Source organism: Geothrix fermentans DSM 14018 (assembly GCF_000428885.1).
Classification (GTDB): Bacteria; Acidobacteriota; Holophagae; order Holophagales; family Holophagaceae; genus Geothrix; species Geothrix fermentans.
Map to the genome: position 1 here is coordinate 26,523 of NZ_AUAU01000012.1, position 22,885 is coordinate 49,407.

The 22,885-nt window shown below is 70.1% G+C and carries 21 protein-coding genes; 8 read left to right on the forward strand and 13 right to left on the reverse strand.

Features of this window, described 5'->3' with window-relative positions; translation table 11 throughout:
- Window positions 1-11: 11 nt before the first annotated feature.
- Window positions 12-2,282 carry a replication restart helicase PriA gene (gene priA, locus G398_RS16520; protein ID WP_052571530.1) on the reverse strand — a complete coding sequence of 757 codons (2,271 nt, stop codon included), beginning with the start codon at window positions 2,280-2,282 and terminating at the stop codon, window positions 12-14.
- A complete protein-coding gene (locus G398_RS0105645; protein WP_026852871.1) occupies window positions 2,279-3,505 on the reverse strand; it encodes a hypothetical protein in 1,227 nt (408 codons plus the stop codon). The genes priA and G398_RS0105645 overlap by 4 nt, the downstream gene beginning before the upstream one ends.
- Before the next feature lie 14 nt (window positions 3,506-3,519).
- On the opposite strand from G398_RS0105645, the gene tsaD reads away from it, so the two are divergent.
- Both tsaD and gatC read left to right on the forward strand, forming a co-directional pair.
- Complete coding sequence (tsaD, locus tag G398_RS16525) at window positions 3,520-4,563, forward strand: tRNA (adenosine(37)-N6)-threonylcarbamoyltransferase complex transferase subunit TsaD (RefSeq protein WP_157492295.1); 1,044 nt, start codon at window positions 3,520-3,522, stop codon at window positions 4,561-4,563.
- A gap of 1 nt (window position 4,564) precedes the next feature.
- A complete protein-coding gene (gene gatC / locus G398_RS0105655) occupies window positions 4,565-4,849 on the forward strand; it encodes an Asp-tRNA(Asn)/Glu-tRNA(Gln) amidotransferase subunit GatC (RefSeq protein WP_026852872.1) in 285 nt (94 codons plus the stop codon).
- Window positions 4,850-4,901: 52 nt separating this feature from the next.
- Here the strand turns inward: gatC and G398_RS0105660 are convergent, their stop codons facing one another.
- Window positions 4,902-7,619 carry a TonB-dependent receptor gene (locus G398_RS0105660; RefSeq protein ID WP_026852873.1) on the reverse strand — a complete coding sequence of 906 codons (2,718 nt, stop codon included), beginning with the start codon at window positions 7,617-7,619 and terminating at the stop codon, window positions 4,902-4,904.
- Between the two features lie 200 nt (window positions 7,620-7,819).
- On the reverse strand, window positions 7,820-8,401 hold the full coding sequence (locus G398_RS20995; protein WP_052571532.1) for a hypothetical protein: 582 nt from the start codon (window positions 8,399-8,401) through the stop codon (window positions 7,820-7,822).
- Window positions 8,402-8,470: 69 nt separating this feature from the next.
- Between G398_RS20995 and G398_RS0105670 the strand changes: the two genes are divergently transcribed.
- Both G398_RS0105670 and G398_RS0105675 read left to right on the forward strand, forming a co-directional pair.
- Window positions 8,471-9,592, forward strand: a complete 1,122-nt coding sequence (locus G398_RS0105670; RefSeq protein WP_169720619.1) for an anhydro-N-acetylmuramic acid kinase — start codon at window positions 8,471-8,473, stop codon at window positions 9,590-9,592.
- Window positions 9,589-11,562 (forward strand): transglutaminase TgpA family protein, encoded by a 1,974-nt coding sequence (locus G398_RS0105675; protein WP_026852875.1) that lies wholly within the window; start codon window positions 9,589-9,591, stop codon window positions 11,560-11,562. Before G398_RS0105670 ends, G398_RS0105675 begins: the two co-directional genes overlap by 4 nt.
- On the opposite strand, the gene G398_RS0105680 is transcribed toward G398_RS0105675, so the two are convergent.
- Window positions 11,528-12,301 (reverse strand): slipin family protein, encoded by a 774-nt coding sequence (locus G398_RS0105680; RefSeq protein ID WP_052571535.1) that lies wholly within the window; start codon window positions 12,299-12,301, stop codon window positions 11,528-11,530. The genes G398_RS0105675 and G398_RS0105680 overlap by 35 nt on opposite strands.
- A 41-nt stretch (window positions 12,302-12,342) precedes the next feature.
- On the reverse strand, window positions 12,343-12,966 hold the full coding sequence (locus G398_RS0105685) for an MBL fold metallo-hydrolase (protein ID WP_026852877.1): 624 nt from the start codon (window positions 12,964-12,966) through the stop codon (window positions 12,343-12,345).
- 124 nt (window positions 12,967-13,090) lie between these two features.
- Between G398_RS0105685 and G398_RS0105690 the strand changes: the two genes are divergently transcribed.
- The gene (locus G398_RS0105690) at window positions 13,091-13,393 is read left to right on the forward strand and encodes a monooxygenase (protein ID WP_026852878.1); all 303 of its coding nucleotides are present in this window, start codon (window positions 13,091-13,093) and stop codon (window positions 13,391-13,393) included.
- Window positions 13,394-13,466: 73 nt separating this feature from the next.
- The gene (gene uvrC / locus G398_RS16535; RefSeq protein ID WP_052571537.1) at window positions 13,467-15,314 is read left to right on the forward strand and encodes an excinuclease ABC subunit UvrC; all 1,848 of its coding nucleotides are present in this window, start codon (window positions 13,467-13,469) and stop codon (window positions 15,312-15,314) included.
- On the opposite strand, the gene G398_RS0105700 is transcribed toward uvrC, so the two are convergent.
- From G398_RS0105700 to G398_RS0105720, 5 genes are all read right to left on the reverse strand, one after another.
- The gene (locus G398_RS0105700; RefSeq protein WP_026852879.1) at window positions 15,286-15,786 is read right to left on the reverse strand and encodes a tetratricopeptide repeat protein; all 501 of its coding nucleotides are present in this window, start codon (window positions 15,784-15,786) and stop codon (window positions 15,286-15,288) included. The two genes, uvrC and G398_RS0105700, sit on opposite strands and share 29 nt — an antisense overlap.
- A gap of 51 nt (window positions 15,787-15,837) precedes the next feature.
- A complete protein-coding gene (locus G398_RS0105705) occupies window positions 15,838-16,311 on the reverse strand; it encodes a hypothetical protein (protein ID WP_157492296.1) in 474 nt (157 codons plus the stop codon).
- Window positions 16,308-17,135 (reverse strand): segregation and condensation protein A, encoded by an 828-nt coding sequence (locus tag G398_RS16540; protein ID WP_084512055.1) that lies wholly within the window; start codon window positions 17,133-17,135, stop codon window positions 16,308-16,310. The genes G398_RS0105705 and G398_RS16540 overlap by 4 nt, the downstream gene beginning before the upstream one ends.
- An 84-nt stretch (window positions 17,136-17,219) precedes the next feature.
- Window positions 17,220-18,245 (reverse strand): hypothetical protein, encoded by a 1,026-nt coding sequence (locus tag G398_RS0105715; RefSeq protein WP_026852881.1) that lies wholly within the window; start codon window positions 18,243-18,245, stop codon window positions 17,220-17,222.
- A gap of 70 nt (window positions 18,246-18,315) precedes the next feature.
- A complete protein-coding gene (locus tag G398_RS0105720; RefSeq protein WP_169720620.1) occupies window positions 18,316-18,561 on the reverse strand; it encodes a PilZ domain-containing protein in 246 nt (81 codons plus the stop codon).
- A gap of 148 nt (window positions 18,562-18,709) precedes the next feature.
- Here G398_RS0105720 and G398_RS19385 point away from each other — a divergent pair, with 148 nt between their 5' ends.
- Both G398_RS19385 and lipA read left to right on the forward strand, forming a co-directional pair.
- The gene (locus tag G398_RS19385; RefSeq protein WP_026852883.1) at window positions 18,710-19,267 is read left to right on the forward strand and encodes a helix-turn-helix transcriptional regulator; all 558 of its coding nucleotides are present in this window, start codon (window positions 18,710-18,712) and stop codon (window positions 19,265-19,267) included.
- A gap of 46 nt (window positions 19,268-19,313) precedes the next feature.
- Entirely contained in the window at window positions 19,314-20,198 is an 885-nt protein-coding gene (lipA, locus tag G398_RS0105730) for a lipoyl synthase (RefSeq protein ID WP_026852884.1), read from the forward strand.
- Window positions 20,199-20,233: 35 nt separating this feature from the next.
- Here the strand turns inward: lipA and G398_RS16550 are convergent, their stop codons facing one another.
- Together G398_RS16550 and G398_RS16555 are read right to left on the reverse strand one after the other, a co-directional pair.
- Window positions 20,234-21,355: a response regulator gene (locus tag G398_RS16550; RefSeq protein ID WP_052571539.1), complete on the reverse strand. Its 1,122-nt coding sequence runs from the start codon at window positions 21,353-21,355 to the stop codon at window positions 20,234-20,236.
- A gap of 9 nt (window positions 21,356-21,364) precedes the next feature.
- Entirely contained in the window at window positions 21,365-22,885 is a 1,521-nt protein-coding gene (locus G398_RS16555; RefSeq protein ID WP_052571540.1) for a sensor histidine kinase, read from the reverse strand.

Genomic DNA, 22,885 nt, shown 5'->3' on the forward strand with positions numbered 1-22,885 from the left:
GGGCCCCTTTTCTATCCAAACTGGAGGGGATCCCGGTCGAGGCTGATGGGGCCAGATGGGGCCAGGGGGTGCCGGGCGAGCACCTCGCCCAGGGCACCGCGGGTGCCCTTGAGGAGCAGGTGCATGCGCCAGCGGTCACGCACGCGCGGGACCGGCGCCTCCAGGGGACCGAGCACGCGCAGACCAGGGACGGTGAGGCACTGCCGGAAGGCCTCCAGGGCTTCACGGGCCTCCTTCATGGTGTCCGCCTCGGCGCGGTAGAGGGAGAGGGCCGTGAAGGGTGGATAGCCCAGGCCCTCGCGGAAGGGCAGCTCCGAGGCCGCGAAGCCCTCGAAGTCCTGGGCCAGGGCGAAGGTGATGGCCGGGTGCTCGGGTGAGTAGGTCTGCAGGATCACGCGACCCGGCAGCTCGGCCCGACCCGCGCGGCCCGCCACCTGGGTGAGCAGCTGGAAGGTGCGCTCCGAGGCCCGGAAGTCCGCCACCTTCAGGCCCTGGTCCGCGTTGAGCACCCCCACCAGCGTGAGCTTGGGGAAAGTGTGGCCCTTGGCCAGCATCTGGGTGCCCACCAGGATGTCCACCTCGCCGGCCTCGGCAGCCAGGAGGCCCGCCTCGAGGGAGCCGCGACGGCGCGTGGTGTCCCGGTCCAGGCGCAGGATGCGGGCGGCGGGAAAGAGCTGGTTCAGGTGCTCCTCCACCTGTTCCGTGCCCTCGCCCACGCCCCGCAGGTGGTCCGCCCCGCAGTCCGGGCAGGCCTCCGGCGGCACCGTCTCGTGGCCGCAGAGATGGCAGCGGAGGCGGAAGTCGCCGCGGTGGTAGGTGAGGGAAATGGCGCAGTGGGGACAACCCAGGGTGCGGCCGCAGGCCCGGCACATCCAGAAGTTCTCGTAGCCCCGGCGGTTCAGCAGCAGGAGGGCCTGCTCGCCGCTCACGAGGGTGTCGGTCAGGGCCTGCATGAGGGGCGGCGCCAGGATCACCTTGCGCCGCACCTGCCGGTAGGCGTCCCGCAGGTCCACGACCTCCACCTTTGGGAGCGTGATGCCCGCGGGCCGCTGCCTCAGCTGGAGCAGCCGGTAGCGCCCGCTCTGCGCCGCCTGCCAGCTCTCGAGGCTCGGGGTGGCGCTGCCCAGCACGATGGGGCAACCCTCAAGCTGGGCCCGCTTGATGGCCAGGTCCCGGGCGTGGATGCGGGGATGCTCCTCGGACTTGTACGAGCCCTCGTGCTCCTCGTCCACGACGATGAGCCCGATGTCCCGCAGGGGAGCCATCACCGCGTTCCGCACGCCCACGAAGAGGTCCGCGCCGTTGAAGAGGAGGCGCACCACGTCGCCGTGCTTCTCGCCGGCATTGAGGCCCGCGTGCCCCACGGCGATGCGGCCGGGAAAGCGCGCCTCCAGGCGGTCCAGCAGGCGGGCCGTGAGGCCGATCTCCGGCACCAGCCAGAGCACCCGCCGCCCGGCCGCCAGGACGCGCTCGGCTAGGGCCAGGTAGACCTCGGTCTTGCCGGAGCCCGTCACGCCCTGGAGCAGGTGGACCCCGAAGGCGCCCAGGGTCACCGCTTCCAGCGCCGTCCGCTGCTCCTCGTTGAGGGTCACCGTGCGGTCCGCGCCCGCCTCCCGGCGCTGGGCCAGCAGGTCCACCCGCTTCATGCGTTCCACCAGGCCGCGCTTCTCCAGAGTGCCCAGCACCGAGGTTCCCACTCCGGCGGCCTCCAGCAGCTCGGGCTCCATGAGGGCACCGCCGGCCTCCTCCAGCGCGAGAAGCACCTTCGCCTGGGCCGGCGTCACCCTGGGCGGATGGTGTGCGCCCGTGAGACGGACCTCCGTGAAGCCGGCGCCCCGCAGCAGGGGCCGATGCAGCAGCGTGGGCAGGATGGAAGGATCCCGATGCCAGGCCCCGCCCAGATCCGCCAGCACGTCCCAGGCGCCCCGGTCCCGATGGAATGACAGCCGCTGTCCATCCTCGTCCGCCTCCCAGTGGGGCAGCACGGCCTGGGGCAGGCTCAGCGGCAGCAGGTGCGCCTCCAGGCACCCGTAGTAGCGGGCGGCGAAGGCCTGCAGCTCCCGCAGCTTCGGCGGCAGCAGGGGGAAGGGATCGAGGACGGCCTCCACGGGCCGCAGCTTCGCGGCGGGCGGGGCGGGATCCGGTCCCATGGAAAGGCCCACCGCCAGGCTGTTCCGGACCTTCACCCGCACCCGCACGCCCGCGGACAGACCCTCAGGCGCCAGGTAAGTCAGAGGCGGCAGCGGCCGGTTGAGCTGGATGCGGGTGGGGACGAGGGTCATTTGCCCTTCACCGTCATAGCGCCCCATCGGGTCGCCAGGTCCGGGCGGTTCAGCCGCGTGGCGAGGTCCCGCGCCTTTCCCGGAAGGCCGGCCCAGCCCACCACCTCAGCCGCCTCGTTGAGCACCTGATCGGCGGCCCCGGTATCACCCTGGGAAATCTGGGCCTCCAGCAGGGGGCCGAGGCTCCATTCCCAGGTGGAGGCGTTGTTGCCCCATTCGAACTGCCCGTCCAGGATGCCATCCCGGAGGCTGTTCCAGCGGGGTTCCAGGACTTCGCGGATAGTCGTCCAGTCGCTCCGGGATTTCGCATCCTTCAGATACTCCTCGAAGATGCCGGGTGGCGGCCAGGATCCCGGCGGGGTTCCGGGCAAGGCGGGAATGCCCGCGAGCAGGGGCTGGAGCGGCCAGCCCCCGCACTTCTGGGAGGCGGCGATCCAGATCTGCCATGTCGCGACGCTCTCTGGCGACCGGCGAAGCAGTTCCTCCAGGGTCGCCCTGTGGCGCGTCAGCACGGCGATCATCGACGGAGAGTGCTCCGCCGCAGACCTCCGGATCCGCGAGCCGAACAGGAATCCCCAGAATCCATCGGGAGAGCCGCCGGTCTCGCGAAGGAGGGCGTCCAGCTGCTGGGCCGCCGGCGCCCAGATCTTCAGGTCCGCCTCCGAATCAAGCAGTACCACGGCTGCCGGATTGGAGGGTGCCGGTTTGGCTCCGGGGAGATTCAAGGCCTTGGACGTCCGCCGGGTCGCCACGGTGAGGTATTCGAGGAGCAGGGCCGTCCGTGCGTCCACCCGGTCGGGGTTCTGCCGGAGGAAGGTCGACAGTTCCTGGGCCCGCGAGGACATTCCCGCCCCCTCCATGGCCTTCCCGAGGGCGGCGGACGTCGGTGCCTCGGTCCCCTCCCCGCGCACCTGGCCCTTGGCATCCACGAGGGCCCAGCGGGCTCCCTTTGTCCACCCGAAGCGCTCCCGAAGCACCGGGGCCAGGGCATCGGGCTTCCTGCCTCCTGCCACCACCTTCATCGGCAGGTTCAGAAAGACCATGGGCTCCTCGTCCAGGGCCGAGCGCATGGCCGCCCCCCAGGCGGCCCCTTCGTCCTCCAACACCAGCCAGGTCCCGAACCGGTTCCGTTTCAATTCCCGGTCGAAGGCCCCGGCGGGAGATGCGGGGGGGCGCTGGGCCAGCAGCAGGGCGGGCAGCAGCAGCATCGTCAGACCGCGCATGAGAGGGGCTCCAGTTGCCAAGTTACACTATCCAGATGCTGGTCCTCGGCCTGGAATCCTCCTGCGACGACTGCTCCGCCGCGGTGGTGGAGGAGACGGTCGCAGGCCCGGTCCTGCGCTCCCTGGTGCGGGAGAGCCAGGATGCCATCCATGGCCCCTTTGGCGGCGTGGTACCGGAGCTGGCGGCACGAGAGCATCTGCTGCAGGTGCGGGCGGTCATGGGCGGGGCCTTGGCCCAGGCCGGTGTCGGGTTGAAGGATCTGGACCGCATCGCCGTCACCCGCGGGCCCGGCCTGGTGGGCAGCCTGCTGGCCACCTTCAGCGCCAGCAAGGCCGTGGCCTGGCGGGAGGGGATCCCCTGGGTGGGCGTCCACCACCTGCTGGGGCACCTGAACGCGGCCCGCTTCGCCGCGCCGGACCTTCCCTTTCCGGCCCTGGTGCTGCTGGTGTCCGGCGGCCACACCCACCTCTACCTGGCCAGGGACTGGACCTCGCTCCAGCTCCTCCAGAAGACCCGGGACGACGCCGCCGGCGAGGCCTTCGACAAGGCCGCACGCATGCTGGACCTGGGCTACCCCGGCGGCCCCGTGGTGGACGCCTGCGCCCGGGCCGCAGACCGGGCCGCCGAGCCCTTCACCCCGCCGAAGTTCAGGGACGGCAGGGCCTCCTGGAGCTTCTCGGGCCTGAAGACCGCTGTGAAACTGCGCGTGGAGCGGAACCCGCGCCTGGCCACGGCGGGGGCGGACGATCCTGAGGTTCAGGGGCTCTGCCGCAGCCTCCAGGAGGCCATCAGCACTTGGCTGCTGAAGCCCGTCCCTGCCCTGGCGGAGGAGCACGGCGCCCACAGCTTCGTGATCAGCGGCGGCGTGGCCTGCAACTCCCGCCTGCGGGCCGAAGCCGCGGACTTGGCCGCCCGGACGGGCCTGGCCCTGGCCATTCCCGAGCCGCGTCTCTGCACGGACAACGGCGCCATGATCGCCGCCGCCGGCGCCCTGCTGGAACCGGACGCCGAGCCCTGGATCCAGAACGCCGACGCAGATCTCAAACTGGGAGCCTGACATGGACGTGACCCGCGAGGATGTGCTGCGCTGCGCCGCCCTGGCCCACTTGAGCCTTCGGGAGGACGAGATCGAGCCCATGCGCCTGGCCATGGCCCGCCTGCTCACCCACGCGGCCAGCCTGGATGAGCTGCCCCTGGCCGAGGTGGAGCCGATGTTCCAGGCCCTGGCCCATCCCCTGCCCCGCCGGGAGGACGAGCCGCGGGACGCCTTCACCCAGGCCGAGGCCCTGGCCAATGCGCCTGAGCAGGACCGGGGGCACTTCGTCGTGCCCAAGGTGCTGTAGCGGAAAAGAAAGCGGCCCCCGGAGGAGCCGCTTCCGTCAGTGGGAATCCGGATCAGAAACTGTAGCGGACGCCGAAACGGACCGAGCGCGGCGCCTGGAAGGTGGTGGGCGCCTTGAAGTAGGGGTTGGTCTGGCCCACGTCGAGGCCGCTGAAGTTGTACCGCTGGTCCAGGGCCGTGGCGCTCTGGCTGTTGAGCACATTGGTGACATCGAGCGAGAGCCGGACCTGCTGCTTGGCCACGATCTTGAAGGTGTAGCCCAGGTTCAGGTCCAGGCGGCTGGTGTTGGGGGTGCGTCCCTCGGAGCCCCGGGGCGTGAGGAAGAGCTCGTAGCGGGTGTAGGGGAACGGCTGCACCTGGTCCGCGAAACCGAGGCGGTTGACCGGGGTGCCCGTGGCGTAGGTGAAGGAGGCGCCGAGGCTGAGGCCGAAATCCCACTCGTAGTAACCGTTCGCCTTGACCTGGTGGGTGCGGTCGCCGCTGAGCCTCCCCTCGCTGTTGACGATGAAGTCGGGCTCGTCGAAGGCCGAGTTGATGTTCGGGTCCAGCTGCCCGGTCCCGTCCGCCCCGCCGACCCCCTGGTAGGCGCCTTCGTAGTTGCCGTCCAGCTTGCTCCAGAGGTAGGAGGCCTGCCAGGTGTAGTGGTCCGCGAACTTCTTCTGCACGCTGACTTCCACGCCCTTGTAGTCGCGGGTGGCCCGGGGGTACTGCTTGCCGGTCTGGCTGGTTCCGGGGTTCATGATGAAGTAGTCGCCCAGGGGGCTGTTCACATCGAGAGAATCCTCGATGGCGCGGCCCACGTAGCGGCGGATGTACTTGGCTCCGAGGACGTAGTTGGTGGCCACGGTCGTCTCGGCCCCCAGGATGAGCTCATCCGAGTACTGGCCCTTGAGGTCGGGGTCCACGGGTTCGATGTAGGATCCGACGATGGAGCTGGTGCCGGCCGCGGGGTCCGGGACCAGGCTGGTGGGGCTGAAGTTGAAGATGGTGGGGTTGCTCTCGTCGCTGAAGGAACGGATGACGAGGTCGAGGGGCACCTGCTCGTAGAACCGAGACAGGCTCATGTAGACCTTGTCCTGGCCCTTCCCGGCCCAGTCCCAGATGACGCCCAGGCGGGGCGCCCACTGGTCCTTGAGGTCGATCTTGGTGGCCCCGTGCTGGTCCTTGATCTTGGTGGTGTCGAGGCGGACGCCCACGTTGAAGGTGAGGGCCGGGGTGGCCGACCACTTGTCCTGGACGAAGTAGCCCGCGCTCTCGTGCTTGGGGGAGGCGTTGAAGATGATGCTGGGCGCGTTGTTCACATCCGACCCGGCGATGGTCCAGTAGTAGTGGGAATAGGTGCCGTTGCCGTAGTCCGTGACCTGCTGGCCGCCCGAGTACCCGCGGTGGATGGTGGCCTTGTCGGTCTGGAAGTCGAACCCGCCCTTCAGCTCGTGCGGCCCGAGATACCAGGTGAGGGAGCCCGAGAAGTTGGTGCGGGTGAAGTCCTTGTCGTCGTAGCGGCCGAACCCGTCCCGGTTCCGCTGGGTGGTGTTGTCCACGGTCTGGATGAGCGAGGCTCCGGCGCCCGTGGGGAGCACGGAGTTCTTCTCCTCGTGCTGGCTGGCCTGGAGCTGGACGAACCAGGTCTGGCCGGTCAGCTCGTAGCGCAGGCTGAGATCCGTGCCGCCGATCTTCCGCTCGCCGCTCCAGGTGGTTGCCGGCCCCTGGGGATCCTTCACGGCGCCCGTGACCTTCTCGGGATCGCCGAGGACGGAGGCGATGAGGGTCTGGTTCTCGGCGAGCCTCCAGGTGAGCTTCAGGGCGTAGAGGTCGCGGGTGGAATCCGTGGGGGCCTTCAGGCCATCATCGGGCCCCGGCACGCGGACCTGGGACTCCTGCGAGTTGGTGCGCCGGTCGTAGGCGGCAAAGAACCAGAGCTTGTCCTTGATGATCGGGCCGCCGATGTCGAAGCCGTACTCCGAGGTGCGGTTCTCCAGCAGGAGGGGCTTCTGGCGGAGGTTGGCGTCGTCCGTGTGCTTGTTCCCGCTCTTGAAGATCCGGCCCTCGGAGTACGCGAACACGTCGCCGGAGAACTCGTTGCCGCCCGACTTGGTGATCACATTGATGATGCCGCCGGTGGCCTTGCCGTACTCCGCCTCGTAGCCGCCGGTCTTGACCTGGAATTCCTGCACGAACTCCTGGGGGATCTTCTTGCCCTGGGTTCCGAACTCCACGTTGGTGGTGTTGATGCCGTCCACCACGAAGTTGTTCTCGGCGCCGGAGGAACCGTAGACCTTGAAGCCCACGTTGTCCTGGGATACGCCGGGCGCGAGCAGCGCCACATTGGCGAAATCGCGGGTGGTGGGCAGCTTCAGGATGGCCTCACTGGTGTAGTTGCTGCCGGCGGTGGTGGCCTTCAGGTCCACGGTCGCATTGGCATCCGTCACTTCCACGGTGGCGGTCGCGATGGACTTCAGCGTCAGGTCGACCGTGGCGGTGCGGTCCAGCCCGACCTGGATCTGCGCCTTGGCGGCGTTCAGACCTTCCTTGGTGGCGGTGATGGTGCAGAGCCCGGGCGGGAGCAGGCCAATGCGGTAGGTGCCGGATTCATCCGTGGTGGTGGCGCGCCCGCCCTGGATCCCCACCCCGCTGATGGACACGGTGGCCCCGGCGACCGGACGCCCCTTCGGATCCACCACGCGCCCCTGCAGGGACCCCGTGGTCTGGGCCGAGAGGACGGCTCCGGAGGCGAGTAGCAGGGTCAGAAAGCGCATGCGACGGCTGGCCATGGCCGCTCCAAAAAGGAATGGCCACCATCGGATGGCCAGAGTCAAAAAAGAAGTGGCTTCATCATGGTCATTTGAATGTCCACATCAAGTAAAAATTCCAACCATCAAATTAACGATACAAGAGTCATCATTCATGTGGATACACCCATGTAGCTGACCCCAATTGGGATCGGGTGATCCGGCCCCTTGTTTTCCGGGGTCTACCAGTCGCCGCCGGAATCGCCTCCGGAGTCCCCGCCGCCCCAGTCGCCGCCGCCGGAGTCACCCCAGTCCCCCCCGCTGGACTCCCCCCAATCCGAGGAGGATCCGCCGGAGTCCCCGCCGCCCCAGCCATCTCCCCCGTTCTGCCCGTCATGGTGGTGGTGTCCGCCGCCCATCATGCTGCCGATCATCATGCCGGTGAGAAGTCCTCCCATGCCGCCGCCGGGCTGGCCGTAGCCGCCCTGCTGCATGGGGACGGAGCCCTGCATGGGCGCATCCAGGCCCAGGCGCCGCCGCGCGGAGGGCGGCAGCTCCTCGTCCTTGAGGGTCTGCACGCCTGCCAGGGCGCCGCAGTAGCCGCAAGTCCACTTCACCGCGCGCAGCCCGTCCCACTCCTGCTTCATCTTGTCGCCCGTGGCGCCGCAGGCGGGGCACTTCGGGTAGGGGCTGGGGAAGGTGTGGGGCTCCAGGGGACCTGTGGGCAGGGCGCGGCGGGAGGCACCGAGCTGTTCCGCGCGATCCCTCTTCCCGCGCAGGACGAAGAAGAGCACGATGCCGACGATGAGGATGGTCCAGAACATGGGAACCCCTGGCGAACCTCAAGGGTACCCCGAAACCGCAAGCCCGCACTTGCTGGCATGATCAGCGTCATGCGCTCCCGCATCCCGCTCCCGGAGGACCGCCCCTGGCGCGTGCTGGGCCTCATGTCCGGCACCAGCGCCGATGGCGTGGACGCAGTGGTGGTGGAGGTGGACCCCCGCGGCTTCGAAGGCGGGCGGCCCTTCCTGGCGCTGCTGGGGCACCATCCCGCCCCCTATTCCGAAGCCCTGAAGGAGGCGGTCCTCGCCGCCGCGTCGAACCGCCTGGATCCCGCCGGGCTCTGCATCCTCCAGCGCCGCCTGGGGGACCACCACGCCCGCGCCGCGGCCGATCTGTGCGCGAGCCTGGGCCTGGAGCCCGACCTGGCCTCGCTCCACGGCCAGACCGTCCAGCACCACCCCGCCGAGGGCGCCACCCTCCAGCTGGCGGATCCCTACGTGCTGGCCGAAGTCCTGGGCTGTCCCGTGGTGTGGGACCTCCGCCGTCGCGACATGGCCCTGGGCGGCCAGGGCGCCCCCCTCGTGCCCCTGCCCGAGCGCTGGTTGCGCGGCCCGGAACCCTGGCTGGCCCTGAACCTGGGCGGCATCGCGAACCTGGCGTACTGGGATGGGGCGCACACCCGGGCCTGGGATGCGGGTCCCGGCATGTCCCTGCTCGACCTCGCGGCCCGGCGCTGGCTGGGCCGGCCCTTCGATCCCGGCGGCGCCGCGGCGGCGGGGGAGGTCCATGCCGCCCCGCTGGATCGCTGGCTTCGCCACCCCTACTTCCAGGCGCCCCCGCCCAAGTCCACGGGCCGGGAGGTGTTCGGCACGGCCTGGCTCGACGCGGAAGCCCCGGGGCTGGAGGCCCTGCCCCTGCCGGACCGTCTGGCCACCCTGGCCGCCTTCAGCGCCGAAGCCGTGGCCCGGGAGTTGGCCCGCCTCAGTCCCCTGGCCCCGGGCACCCGCGGCCTGGTGAGCGGCGGCGGAGCCCAGCACGGGCGCCTGCGCGCGGAGCTGGCCGCCCGCCTGGCCCTGCCCCTGGCCGACGACACGGCCTTCCCCGCCGGGGCCCGGGAGGCCGTGAGCTGGGCCCTGCTCGGCGCCGCCAGCGCCCTGGGCCTGCCGGGGAACCTCCCCGAGGTGACCGGCGCGGCACGGCCCGTGGCCCTCGGGAGCTGGGTCTGTCCGTGAGGTTCTCCCGCTGGATCGACCACCTGCCCCTCTGGGTGGCCTTCGGCGCCGCCGTCTCCACGGGCATCTACGAGTCCGGGGAGCTGGCAGTCATGGCCCTGCCCCTGGCGGCCGCCGCCGTGGTGGAGGCCTGGCGATGGGACCTGAGCCGCCATCACCGCTGGCTGGAGGCGGGGGCCCTGGTCTTCTTCCTCGCGGACCTGGCCCGGGGCCGCGGCATCTTCCCCGTGGCCATCCACACGCTCTTCGTGCTGGCGGGACTGAGGCTGGTCCTGCCCCGGGAGCTGCCCCAGCGGCGCCAGCTGGTGCTCATGGGCTTCCTGCTCTTCCTCACCACCGCCGTGAGCACCACGGACCTGGTGTTCCTGCTCTGGGCCCTGCTCTGGCTCGGCTCCGCCGCGGCGGTCCTGCTCCAGCAGAGCTGGGAGGCCTCCGCCCGCCACCGCCGGGGCGCCCCGGTCCATCCGCCCTACGGGGGCCTGCCGGCCTGGATGGGGGCGACGCTGGTGCTGGGGGCGGGGTTCTTCCTGATCCTGCCTCGCCTCAATGCGGGCTTCCGGCCCAGGGCCTTCGCGGGCACCGCCCCCATGGCGAGCCGGGCCGGCTTCGGGGACCAGGTGGATCTGGCCGCCGGCGGCCCCATCGAGCCCAATCCCGAGGTGGTCCTCCGCATCGCCCCGCCCCCGGGCTTGGCTCCCGCCGCCCTGCCCGGGCTGGACCTGCTGCGGGGGGTGGCCCTGGAGCGCGTGGAGGGGATGCGCTGGAGCCCCGGGGACCTGACGCCCCTCCCGGCCCGGAGCCCCCGCACCACCTCCGCCGGGGCCCATGCGGAGTTCCTGTTCTCCCCCAGCGCCCAGGGCATCCTGACCCTGCCCTACGGGACCACGCGCGTGGAACCGGACCAGCTCCTGCGCCGGGGCGGAGGCGGAAGCCTCCGCTGGCGCTTTCCCCGGGCCCGCCCCGTTCCCCTGGACGTCGCCTGGAGCGCGGGAGACGCTGAGCTTCCGGAACCCTGGCTCTCCCCCCGACGGCTCGACCACCTGCGGGAGCTGGGGCCGGACCACGAGGCCGCCCGGCGCTGGAGCCTGCGGCTGGCGCCGGGGGACCCGCCCGCGCCGGAGCTGGCCCGGGGGCTGGAGCGGGCCCTGCGCGGGTTCCGGTACACCCTGGACAACCCCTCGGGCCGGGCGGTGAACCCCCTGGAGGACTTCCTGGACCGGACCCAGGCCGGGCACTGTGAGTACTTCGCCTCGGCCATGGCCCTGATGCTGAGGGCCCGGGGCGTTCCCGCCCGGGTGGTGAACGGCTTCCGCCTGGGCCCATGGATCCCCGAGGGCGGGTACTTCCGCGTGAGCCAGGACCAGGCCCACAGCTGGGTGGAGTACTGGGACCAGGGCCGCTGGCACGTGGCGGATCCCACCCCGGCCGGGGCGGGCCAGGGACCCGGCGGAGGTCCCGCCGCCCTGGGGGCCCTCACCCGCTGGCTCGACACCCTGCGCTACCACTGGGATCGCCACGTGGTGCGATTCTCCGACCAGGACCAGGTGGAGGGCCTCTCCTGGATCCAGAGCCGGCTCCAGGGGTGGGAGTGGCACTGGAAGGCCCCGCCGGCGCCGCTCTCCTGGGGACTGGCCCTGCTGGCCGCGGCCTGGATCGCGTGGCGCACGCGGAGCCTCTGGCGCCCCGCATCCGCGGGCCCCGGCGCCATCCGCGCCCTGCGGCCCCTTCTGGCCCGGACCCGCCACCTGGCCGCCCCCGGGCCGGGCGAGACGGCCCGCGCCTGGCTCTTGCGCCTCGCCGCTCTGCGGCCCGAGCGTGCCGGGGCCCTGTTGGACCTCGCGGACCGCGTGGAGGCCCAGGCCTACGGCGGCCGGGACGGCGCGGCCTCCGCCCTCGCGAAGGCGGAGGCCGCGGCCTGGCGGGGCTGGAAGGCGCCTACTTCCCCGTCAGCCGTTCAAAGGCCTTCATGAGTTCGATGGGCAGCGGGAAGACGATGGTGCTGTTCTTCTCCGTGGCGATCTCCGCAAGCGTCTGCAGGTAGCGCATCTGGATGGCCGTGGGGTTCTCGCTGATCTTGTTCGCGGCCTCGAGCAGCTGCTGGCTGGCCATCAGCTCGCCTTCGGCGGCGATGATCTTCGCCCGCTTCTCGCGCTCCGCTTCGGCCTGCTTCCCCATGGCCCGCTGGATCTGCTCGGGCAGGTCCACGCTCTTCAGCTCCACGCTGGTGACCTCGATGCCCCAGGGCTCCGTGGAGCGGTCGATGATCTCCCGCAGGCGCTGGCTCAGCTTCTCCCGGTCCGCCAGCAGCTCGTCGAGGGTGACTTCGCCCAGGATGGAGCGAAGGGTGGTCTGGGCCATCTGGCTGGTGGCGTAGTAGTAGTTCTCCACGCCGATGATGGCCGCCTTGGGATCCAGCACCTTGAAGTAGACGACGGCGCTCACCTTCAGGCTCACATTGTCCCGGGTGATGATGTCCTGGCTGGGCACGTCCATCACGACCGTGCGCAGGCTCACGGTGACGGCGGTCTGGAAGGGCCGCCACACGAAGCAGAGGCCGGGCCCCTTGGGCTTGTCCTCCACCTTGCCGAGGGTGAAGACCACCAGGCGCTCGTACTCGTTCACCACCTTGAGGCAGGCGAGGAAATAGATCAGCAGGGCGATCGCGGCCGGGCCGAAGCAGCCGAGGGACGTGGCGAAGAGGGCGTCCATTGAGGACCTCCGGGGAAGATTGGCCCCAGTCTACGAGGTTCCTAGGCCCGCACGAACGGATTGGTGGCCGCCTCCTCACCGAGGGTGGTCGCCGGACCGTGGCCAGGGATGACGAGGGTGGCGCCGTCCAGCACGTAGAGTTCCCGCCGGATGCTCTGCTCCAGCGCCTCCCAGCTGCCGCCCCAGAGGTCCGTGCGGCCCACGCCGCCCCGGAAGAGCGTGTCCCCCGCCAGCACCACGCGGCCCTTCGCGAAGACGCCGTGGAAGCAGCAGGAGCCCGGCGTGTGGCCCGGCGTGTGGAGCGTCGTCAGGTCCAGGTGGCGGTCGCCTGCGTTCAGGGCGGCCATCTCCGGCTGGGGGATGGCGGGCATGCCGAACATCCCCGTCTGCTGGGCCAGGGCCTCGATGAGGAAGGTGTCGTCCCCGTGCAGGTGGGCGGGGCACTGCCAGAGGTCCTGCAGCTCCCGCGTGGCCCCCACGTGGTCGAAGTGGGCATGGGTGTGCAGCAGGGCCGTGACCTTGAAGCCGAGCGCCTCCACGCGCTTGCGGATCTTCGCGCCGTCCCCGCCGGGATCCACCACCAGGCCCTGCCGGGTGTCGGGGTCCCACAGCAGCGAGCAGTTGCAGCCCAGGGGGCCCACGGGGAAGGTCTCGAGGTTCAGCATGGCGTCTCCACCTCCATGGTAGGGAAAAGCGGAGGGGCGGGTCAGAGGGGTCGCCGGATGCCGGTGGTACAGTCGTCGGAGCGGGCTCCGGCCATCGTGGGGGCGCCGCCGGAAAGGAACCGCCATGGCCGTGCTTCTTCAGGTCGACTTCCCCTTCCAGGGCCCGTGGGGGGACGGCATGACCGCCGCCCTCAAGGGGCTGGCGGAATCCATCGCCCAGGAGCCGGGCCTGATCTGGAAGATCTGGACCGAGAATCCCGAGAAGCAGGAGGCCGGGGGCATCTACCTGTTCACGGATGCGGCCAGCGCCGAGGCCTACCTGAAGATGCACACCCAGCGCCTGATGTCCTTCGGGGTCCCCCAGGTGAACGGCAAGCTCTTCTCCGTCAACCGGGACCTGTCCGCCCTAGACCGCGCCCCGCTCTGAGCCGGCAGGCGGGACGGGACCCGCATCTTGATGCGTGATCCAGGTGGCTTCTGGTCCATCCTGGAGTCCTGCCATGGCCGTCCGCTCGAACCTCGACAAGTCCCCCGCCCTCCAGCGCAAGCTCTCGGACCTGCCCCTGCGGCCGGGCTGCTACCTTTATCGCGACCAGAAGGGGAACCTGCTCTACATCGGCAAGGCCAAGGTGCTGCGGAACCGGGTGAAGTCCTACTTCCAGAACAAGCACCAGGACGCCAAGACCCGCCGGCTCGTGGCCCGCATCTGGGACCTGGAGTTCATCGTCTGCGAGACGGAGCTCGAGGCCCTGGTGCTGGAAAACAACCTCATCAACGAGCACCTGCCGCCCTTCAACATCCTGCTGCGGGACGACAAGAGCTACCCCTACGTGAAGCTCACCTGGAAGGAGGCCTTCCCGAAGGTCTTCGTCACGCGGAAAGTGCGCAAGGACGGCGGCCTCTACTACGGGCCCTTCTTCCCCGCCAGCACCGCCTACCGCACGGCGGAGCTGGTCTACCGCTTCTTCCAGATCCGCGACTGCGACATCGACATCGACGGCAAGCGCGGCCGGGCCTGCCTCAAGTACCAGCTCCACCGCTGCACGGCGCCCTGCATCGCCGCCGTGAGCCAGGAGGCCTACCGCGAGCAGGCCAAGGAGGCGCGGCTCTTCCTGGAGGGCAAGCGGGACGAGCTGAAGGCCCGGCTGGAGGCCGCCATGTGGAAGGCCGCCGAGGCCGCCGCCTTCGAGCAGGCCGCCCAGCACCGGGACGCCCTCCAGCAGGTGGACGCCTGGTTCACCCGCCAGAAGGCCGCCAGTCCGAACCTGGAGGACATGGACGTCTACGGCAGCGCCGTGCTGGACGGCCGGGCCTGCGTGCACCGCCTCATGCTGCGGGACGGCCGCATGATGGGGCGCCAGGAATACGTGCTGGCGGAGGTCGAGACCTTCGACGGCGCCGTGCTGGCCCAGGTGCTCCAGCGGGTCTACAGCGCCGATCCCGTGCCCGGCCGCATCCTGGCCGAGGTGGAACCGGAGGATGCCGAGCTGCTGCGGGACTGGCTGGGCGGGATGCGGGGATCGAGACCCCAGATCCAGGTGCCGAAGAAGGGCGAGAAGGTGGACCTGCTGGCCATGGCCCGGGAGAACGCCCGGCTTGCCCTGGAGCGCAAGTTCGAGCCGGCGCGTCTCAACGAGGCCGTGCTGGAGGGCCTGCAGGCCTTCCTGGGCCTCAGCCACCTGCCCCGACGCCTGGAGTGCTTCGACATCAGCCACGGCCAGGGCCGCGAGGTCGTCGCCAGCTGCGTGGTGTTCAGCGAAGGCGCGCCGGACAAGGCCCGCTACCGTCGCTTCAAGATGACCAACGAGCAGAACGACGACTTTGCCAACATGCATGAGGCGGTGACTCGTCGGTACAAGCGCATGCGGGATGAGGGCCAGGAATTCCCGGACCTGGTGCTCATCGACGGTGGCCTGGGACAGCTCCATGCCGCGGAAGCGGCCCTGAAGGACCTGGGCATCGACCAGCTGGAGCTGGGCAGCCTGGCGAAGAAGGAGGAGCTGGTGTTCCGCCCCGGATCCAGCGAGCCCCTGCGCATCCCCAAGTCCTCGCCGGTGCTGCAGCTGCTCCAGCGCATCCGCGACGAGGCCCACCGCTTCGCCATCACCTACCACCGGGCCCTCAGGGCCAAGCGCACGCTGCAGACGGAATTGACCCAGGTCCCGGGCATCGGTCCCGCCACAGCCCGGAAGCTGCTCCAGACCTTCGGCAGCGTCACCCGGGTGCGGGAGGCCGGCGAGGCGGCCCTGGTGGAAGCCATCGGCCGGGCCGGCGCCGCCAAGGTGCTGGCCTGGCGGGCCGCCCGGGAAGCGCCCGGGGCTACTTCCCCGTCCCCTCCAGCCGGCTGAGCTCGGTGCGGGCGACCTCGCTGCCGGCCTCCGCCGCTTTGCGGTACCAGTAGAGGCCCTTGGCCCGGTCCGGCGGAACGTCGAGGCCGTAGTAGTACATCGCCCCCAGCATCCGCATGGCGTTGGCGTCCCCCGCCTTCGCCTGGTCCAGGTAGGCCCGGGCCGGTCCCGGGATCTCGGCCTCGGGCGCCGCGGCCGCGGCCTTGGCGGGATGGACCGCCTGACCCGGCGAGGAGCGCAGGAAGACCAGGCCCACCAGCACGGCGACTCCGCCCAGGAGCAGGGCCAGCTTCCAGCCCCGGGACCGCGGCGGGGGGGCCAGCTTCCGGGGCGTCCCGCCCGGCTCGGCCCCCACCGTGGGAAGGGCGACGGTCTGATCGGGCGACGGCGCGCCCTGGGTCAGCGGCAGGACCAGCTTCTGCGTCTGGTCCGGCGGGCCTTCCTGGCCGGGACGGGTGTCATGGTCATTCATGGGGCCCCCCTGGGGTCGCGATCGGCGCCCCCAAGAATAGATCCAATGGCCTCACGAAGCCTCCCCGGGGCCGGGCCCGGAGGCCGCCAGCCAGTGGCGGCGCCTCGGCACGAAGGCCAGGAACAGCAGCGGGGACAGGATGATGTAGCCGAAGGCGTGGCGTGCCGCGTGCTGCCCAACCAGCAGCCAGTAGACCAGCCCGTAGAGGCTGCTCAGCTCGAACAGGGCGGCGTAGAGCAGGGTCTCCCGGAGGATCACCCCGGCCCGGTGGGCCTCTGGCACCCGGTGGAAGGCCTTGAGCACGGTCCCCTTCCGCCAGAGCACCCAGGCGGCGGACAGGAAGACCAGCCCCGTGAAGATGTGGCCCAGCTGGAGGTAGGTGCCCTCGGGCCGCTCCCCGCCGGGCGGCACCACACCCGCCAGGATCAACGCCCCGATGAGGACCGGCGTGCCCAGGCAGAGGACGAGCCCCACCAGCCGGGCCCGGCCCACAGCGGCCTCCCATGACGCAAACGCTGCGCTCATGCGGCTTCGGCGGCCTTGACGCGGATCTCCCCGAAGGTCTCGCCCTGGACCAGGGCGATGCGGCCCGTGCGGACCAGCTCCAGCAGGGCGAGGAAGGTGAGCACCAGATCCTCCCGGGTGCTGACCTGTCCGAGGAGGCCCTGGAAGGGCTTCCACAGGCCGTCCTGGAGGTCGCGGAGCACCTCCACCACCCGCTGTTCGAGGGTCTTGGGCTGGGTGCGGACCTCCACGGGGGGCGGAGGCAGCAGCCGCTTGAGGGCCTCCCGGTAGGCGCCCAGCAGATCGAAGAGCGTGGCGCGGATGGGCTCGTCCTCCACGCGCTTGTGGTCCTCTAGGTCCAGGCCCGGGGCGAAGGCGATCTTCTGCCAGTCGGACTCCCGCGCCGAGAGCTCCCGCGCCGCGGCCTTCACCTGCTGGTAGTCCAGCAGCCGCTGCACCAGTTCCTCGCGGGGATCCTCCTCGCCGGCTTCCTGGGGCGGCCGCGGCAGCATGAGGCGCGACTTGATCTGGAGCAGCTGGGCCGCCATGGCCACGAACTCCGCGGCGATCTCCAGGTTCAGCTCCTCCATGAGCTTCAGGTATTCCATGTACTGCCGTGTGACCTCGGCCATGGGCAGGTTCAGGATGTCCAGCTTCTGTTCGTGGATGAGGTGCAGCAGCAGGTCCAGGGGCCCGTCGAAGGCCGAGAGGTGCAGCGCCAGCCCGCGGAACTTCGTCTCGAAGCCCTTGGGGGGCTCGAAGGTCCGCGATTCCACAGCCGGAGCCTCCGGCACGGGCGGAACCTCGGCCACGGATTCGGGGACTTCCTGGGGGGTGTCGGACATGGCGTGATTCTACCCTCCTCCGCCTTCCGCCATCACGGAAACAGGCGCCCGGTGAGGGCGCCTGTTCCTGGAGCAGGGGTGAGCCTAGCGGCAGACCACCGCGTGGGCCACGATCCAGACACCGCCGCCATCCACGTCGGCCAGGGGGACCGTGAACGAGGTCGAGGTCTCATAGCCGAAGAGGTAGTCGGTGTTGCCGTACTGCCCTGGGGCGATGGTGGTCGGGGCGTCATCCCCGGCGAAGAGGTGGGCCTCCTTGAGGTGGTACCCCGAGACGGTGATCGTGTAGGTCACGGTCACGTTGGTCCCGTCCCAGGCGACGGTGACCGTTCCCACCTTCACGCCGTTGGCCGTGTTGTTGAGGCCGGCGCCCGCCCAGAGATCGAAGGTCCGGGTTCCCGGGGTGAGGAGCTTGATGGCCCAGCCCCAGCGGTTGCGGGTGAGGTTCAGGGAGGGGAGGTTCTCTGGATTGCTCTTCCGGTCGGTGGTCCAGACGTAGCAGCCCTTGGCATAGGCCGTGGCGCAGCACTCGGTGGGCGGAGGCCCGAAGTCGCAGCAGACCGTGTAGACACCGTAGAACCACCAGCGTGGGCCGCTGCCGGCCGTGCCGCCTCCGAAGGCAGTCTGGTGCGCTCCGGTGGTGTCGCCGTCCATGAAGACTTCGGCGTGGGTCACGACGTAGAGGGGCGTGCCGCAGGCGCTGTTCGCGTCCTGGATCAGCAGGTCATGGAAGGGGATGGTGAAGGTGTAGGTGGTGAGCCCTGTGGCATCCACCTTGTAGGGGAACTGCCCGGGGATGGGGATCCCGGCGTTGGGCCCGTTCTGAACCTTGGGCATGTTGGCGAGGTCGTTCCCCACCCACACCTGCAGGTTGCCGAAGGCCGCGCTCCCGTAGGACAGCGTGTAGGTCACGTACAGGTTGTCCAGGTCATTGGATACGGTGACGGATCCGACATTGGTGGTCTGCCCGGCCGTGAGGTCCCAGGTGGTGGTGCCGCAGCCCGCCGTCTGGGCCTGGGCATTCCCGGCGCCGAACAGCAGCAGCAGGGCGAGGGCCGCCGCGGACCTGCGGAACATCCGGCAGGCCGTTTCGAGAAGATGGTGGGTCATGGTGGTTCCTCCAAAGGGGTTAAAGGTGAATTGATGGAAGTTGACGCCTGAAGATCGACTCTGCCGGCCCTCAGGCCAGGAACTGGAGACCGACCCGGAAGCCTCCGGGCACCTCCAGGGACCACCTCACTTCGGACATGACGGGAACCGGCGTGTGGCTGGCCTCGAAGGGGAGGAGCAATCTGAGGATCTCGCCCGGGCGCATGGCGTCGTTTGTGAGGAATCCCGCGCCCCGGGCGCTGATGTCGTACCCCACTGCCTGGCCCATGGGTGCCTGGGCAGGCCGCACCATCGAGGCCGTCCGCTCGAACTGCACCACCAAATTCAGGGTGGTCCGGGGGATGATCCGATGGTCTGGATGGACATTCGGCATGAAGAAAGGCTAGATAGAAAGGCCGATCCCCCCAATCCCCTCGAAAGTGTGTTTTTTTCTTACCAGACTCCATGCGCCGAAAGGATGACTCTTGAATCAAGCGCACACGGACCTCTCGGACATCGTGCGCCGCCGCGCCGCGCCCGGCATCCTCGTGGTGGATCTGGGCGGTCGGGTTGTGTTCGCCAACGAGCCTGCCCTCGCCACGCTCGCCGCCCTGGGCTTTCCGGACCCGGACGCCTGGACACCGCCGGGTGAGGTCGTTCAGCTGTGCCGCCGTGCGCTGGAGGGCCAGGCGACGGCCCTCACCCTCCAGGCCGAGGGGATCGGCAGGGAGGACTCACTGTCCTGCGCCCTGCGGGCCTTCCCGTTGGCCCCCCCGGGAGGCGGCGCCAGCCCGACCCACGTCATGATCCTGCTGGAGGGGGTCGTCGCCAAACACCAGGTGGACCTTGAGAAGGCGCGCCGGGCCTTCGATCTCTCCCGGCGCGAGCTGGAGGTCCTGAACCTCATCAACCTCGGCTGTTCCAACAAGAAGATCGCCGACCAGCTCTACCTGTCCGAATACACGATCAAGGACCACATCAAGAGCCTGATGAAGAAGCTGGGGGTGAGCTCCCGCAGCGAGGCCGTGGCCCTGCTGCGCTGAGGGCGGCCATGGCCGAAAGAAGCGACCCAGGCCACAATGGAAGGCCATGGCCCGCCCTCCTGTCCTCCCCGGCCCCCGTCCCGATTGGCTGAAGATCCGCGTGCCGGCGCCGGAGGTGGTGGCGGAGGTCGAGGGGCTGATCCGCGAGCAGCGGCTGGTGACGGTCTGCGAGGAGGCCCGCTGCCCCAACCTGCACGAGTGCTGGGGCGTCCACCGCACGGCCACCTTCATGCTCATGGGCGACGTCTGCACCCGGCACTGCGGATTCTGCAACGTGGGCAAGGGCCGTCCCGGCGAGCTGGACCCCGAGGAGCCCCAGCGCGTGGCCGAGGCCGTGGCCCGGCTGGGCCTGAAGTTCGCCGTGGTCACCTCCGTGAACCGCGATGACCTGCCGGACGGCGGCTCGACGCACTTCGCCGCCACCATCCAGTGGATCCGAACCCTCTCCCCCCACTGCGGCGTGGAGGTGCTCATCCCCGATTTCCGGGGCCGGGAGGCCGATCTGCTCACCGTCCTGGAAGCCCGGCCCGATGTGCTGAACCACAACGTAGAGACCGTGCCCCACCTCTACCGGCGGGTGCGGCCAGACGCGGACTATGCCCAGAGCCTTGAGGTCCTGCGCCGGACGGCGGAGTGGCGGGACGTCCACGCGCCGGCCATGCGCGTAAAGAGCGGCATCATGGTGGGCCTGGGGGAAACCTCTGAGCAGGTGCTCGCCCTCATGGCGGACTGGCGCGCCTCCCGCGTGGACATCGCCACCATCGGCCAGTACCTCCCGCCCTCGGAGCTGCACCTGCCCCTGGACCGCTTCGTGGAGCCCGCCGAGTTCGACCTGTACCGCCGGAAGGGCCTCGAGATGGGCTTCCAGCGTGTCGAATCCGCACCCCTGGTGCGGTCCAGCTACCACGCCAAGGAGAGCTTCGAGGGCTGAGCGCCCCCGAAACCCTCCACGGATCAGCCCTGCCCTCAGGCCTTGGCGTGCTCGTCCTGCCCCAGGAACTGCTTTTCGAAGGTGGACCAGTCCAGGGTGCCCGCGGCCAGCGGCGTCTCCGCCGTACGGAAGCGGGTGATCTCCTCCTGGTACCAGTCGATGACGGGCTGGCCGATCTTGAGGCCCGGCAGCTCGCCCGCGAGGTCGCTGGGCGCCATCAGGCAGACCCAGCCGCGGTCATAGGGGCTGTGGATCAGCTCGGCGGGATCCGTGAGCAGGCCGGCGTTGTCGTGCTCGATGCGGCCGCTGAGGGGGGCGGCCACGTGCACTTCGCCGGCGGTGCCCTTCAGGGTGAACAGGGGTTCGCCCTGGCGGATGGTCTTCCCGCGCTCCGGCAGCACCACGCCCTTCACGGTGCCGAGGGCCTTGCGCACGAAGTCGTCGATGCCCACCCGGACCTGGCCCTCCGGCTCGATGCGGACCCAGGCGTGACCCGGGGACAGGAAGGCGCCGCCGGGCACGCAGAACTCGCTGGCGGACACCACCTCGGCCATCTCCGGGGCCACCACGCGGACGTTGGGCCGCCGCTGGGCCTCGAGGCGGGCCTCCCGCTTGATGAGGAGCTTCTTCGCGAACTCCGCCAGCTCGTCGGCGGTGAAGGGCTTCTGGACGTACTCGCAGGCGCCGTGCTGGAGCGTCTGCACCGCGGTGTCGATGCTGCCGTAGCCCGTGATCACCACCACGTCCAGATCAGGCCGCAGGTGCTTGGCCGCCTTCACCACCTCGACGCCGTCCATGTCCGGCATCTTGAGGTCGGTGAAGAGGAAGTCGTAGTCGTGGCGCTGGATGAGGCCCAGGGCTTCGGGGCCGTGCTCCACGGTGTCCACGCTGAAGCCCTCGAGCACGAGGATGCGGCGGAAGGAGTCGAGCACCACGGCCTCGTCGTCCACGGCCAGGATGCGGGCCCTGGGGTTCGGGACCTCCACGCGCTTGAGGCTCTTGGCCTCGTAGGTGAAGTCCAGGTGGATGGCCGTGTTCAGCACGGCCTCCCGGGCCTGCCGCTCGCGCTTCTCATGCGCGCGGCGGAGGCTCGTGCGCACCAGGAAGTCGATGCCCACGAAGGCGACGAACATGAAGAGGATCAACAGGGCGGTCATGGAAACCTCCTAGGTGGTGGTGGGAATGGGTATCAGGCTGGTACCGGCGGATGGAGGGAGGCGCAGCGTGAAACAGGTGCCCCGGCCGGGCTCGCTCTGGACCTCGATGCGGCCGCCGTGCGCCTCGACGATGCCCCAGCTGACGGCCAGGCCCAGGCCCGTGCCGTGGTTGCCCTTGGTGGTGTAGAAGGGCTCGAAGATCCGCGGCAGGTCCTCCGGGGGAATGCCGCGCCCGTCGTCCTGGACCAGCATCTCCACGGAGCCTTCCGCGCCAGGCCGGGTGCTGAGCTTGATGGTGCCGCCCTCGCCGTTGATGGCGTCGCCGGCGTTCAGCAGCAGGTTCACGGCCACCTGCTGGATCTGGTTGGCGTCCGCCTCCACCTGGGGAAGCTCCGGGGCCAGGTCCAGGGAGAGGTCCACCTGGTTGAGGGACAGCTGGGTCAGGACCACGGACGCGGCGCGCCGCGCCACCTCATTCAGGTCCATGGGCTTGCGGGCCGGCGGCGTGGGCCGGGCGAAGTCCAGGAGGCCGCGGATGATGCCGCGGCAGCGGACGGTCTCGCGCACGATCACGTCCAGGTCGTCGCAGGATTCCTTATCGCCATCCAACCGCTTGCGGAGCAGGGAGGCGTAGCTCAGGACGCCGGTCAGGGGGTTGTTGATCTCGTGGGCCACACCCGCCGCCAGCCGGCCCACGGAGGCCAGCTTGTCCGCCTGGGCCAGCTGGTGCTGGGTCTCGGCGAGGCGCTGGGTCATGGTGTTGAAGGCGCCCGCCAGTTCCCCCAGCTCATGGTTTCCGCTCACGGGGATCGTGGTGCCGAGGTCCCCTTCGCCCACCCGCCGGGTGCCGGCCACCAGGGCCGCCACGGGCTTGACCACCAGGCGGCGATTGAGCCACCAGAGGATGGCACTGCCGGCCAGGATGGCGAGAATGGCCGAGCCGGTGATGATGGCCCGGCTGCGGGCGATCTCCCGGTCCACCTCCGCCAGGGAGACATTCACGTCCAGCACGCCCAGGAGGCTCTGCCGGGGGCTGTGGGCGTGGCAGGCGGCGGCCGAGCAGGAGGGCTCGTTGGGGATGGGGTTGATGAGGCCCAGGACACGGGTGCCATCCGCAGTGCGGAAGGTCCGCGCCCGGGCCTGGATCCCCAGGCGCTCCAGGGGCCGCCCCTCGGCGTGGCAGGCGTAGCAGGCCTCTCCGCGGATATCGAGGCTGGTGCCGATCTCCTCCTCGGCGGAGGAGAACATGATGCGCCCCTCCTTGTTGAAAACCCGGACCTTCTGGATGCCCTCATCCTGGAGGCCGCCCACGGCCCTGATCTGCCGGTGCAGGTTGTCCCGGCGGTTCTCCAGCATGTCGAAGTGGGTGGCGCTCTTGATGGTCTCGCTCAGCTGGTCGGCGCTGCGCGTCCGCTCCGCGAGGAGCTGGGCCGTGTGCGACCGCAGGAGGGCGAAGGCCATGCCCCCGATCACCGCCGCCGTGGCGAGCCCGGCGCCGAGGATCAGGCGGGTGCCGATGCGGGTCCGCAT

Coding starts and splice junctions, on each gene's coding strand:
- G398_RS0105670 (WP_169720619.1), top strand. CDS start 8,471: ATGCGCTCCCGCATCCCGCTCCCGGAGGACCGCCCCTGGCGCGTGCTG.
- G398_RS0105660 (WP_026852873.1), bottom strand. CDS start 7,619: ATGGCCAGCCGTCGCATGCGCTTTCTGACCCTGCTACTCGCCTCCGGA.
- gatC (WP_026852872.1), top strand. CDS start 4,565: ATGGACGTGACCCGCGAGGATGTGCTGCGCTGCGCCGCCCTGGCCCAC.
- G398_RS0105685 (WP_026852877.1), bottom strand. CDS start 12,966: ATGCTGAACCTCGAGACCTTCCCCGTGGGCCCCCTGGGCTGCAACTGC.
- G398_RS0105680 (WP_052571535.1), bottom strand. CDS start 12,301: ATGGACGCCCTCTTCGCCACGTCCCTCGGCTGCTTCGGCCCGGCCGCG.
- G398_RS20995 (WP_052571532.1), bottom strand. CDS start 8,401: ATGTTCTGGACCATCCTCATCGTCGGCATCGTGCTCTTCTTCGTCCTG.
- G398_RS0105645 (WP_026852871.1), bottom strand. CDS start 3,505: ATGCGCGGTCTGACGATGCTGCTGCTGCCCGCCCTGCTGCTGGCCCAG.
- G398_RS0105705 (WP_157492296.1), bottom strand. CDS start 16,311: ATGAGCGCAGCGTTTGCGTCATGGGAGGCCGCTGTGGGCCGGGCCCGG.
- G398_RS16540 (WP_084512055.1), bottom strand. CDS start 17,135: ATGTCCGACACCCCCCAGGAAGTCCCCGAATCCGTGGCCGAGGTTCCG.
- G398_RS0105690 (WP_026852878.1), top strand. CDS start 13,091: ATGGCCGTGCTTCTTCAGGTCGACTTCCCCTTCCAGGGCCCGTGGGGG.
- lipA (WP_026852884.1), top strand. CDS start 19,314: ATGGCCCGCCCTCCTGTCCTCCCCGGCCCCCGTCCCGATTGGCTGAAG.
- G398_RS16555 (WP_052571540.1), bottom strand. CDS start 22,885: ATGCGGACCCGCATCGGCACCCGCCTGATCCTCGGCGCCGGGCTCGCC.
- priA (WP_052571530.1), bottom strand. CDS start 2,282: ATGACCCTCGTCCCCACCCGCATCCAGCTCAACCGGCCGCTGCCGCCT.
- G398_RS16550 (WP_052571539.1), bottom strand. CDS start 21,355: ATGACCGCCCTGTTGATCCTCTTCATGTTCGTCGCCTTCGTGGGCATC.
- G398_RS0105700 (WP_026852879.1), bottom strand. CDS start 15,786: ATGAATGACCATGACACCCGTCCCGGCCAGGAAGGCCCGCCGGACCAG.
- uvrC (WP_052571537.1), top strand. CDS start 13,467: ATGGCCGTCCGCTCGAACCTCGACAAGTCCCCCGCCCTCCAGCGCAAG.
- G398_RS0105715 (WP_026852881.1), bottom strand. CDS start 18,245: ATGACCCACCATCTTCTCGAAACGGCCTGCCGGATGTTCCGCAGGTCC.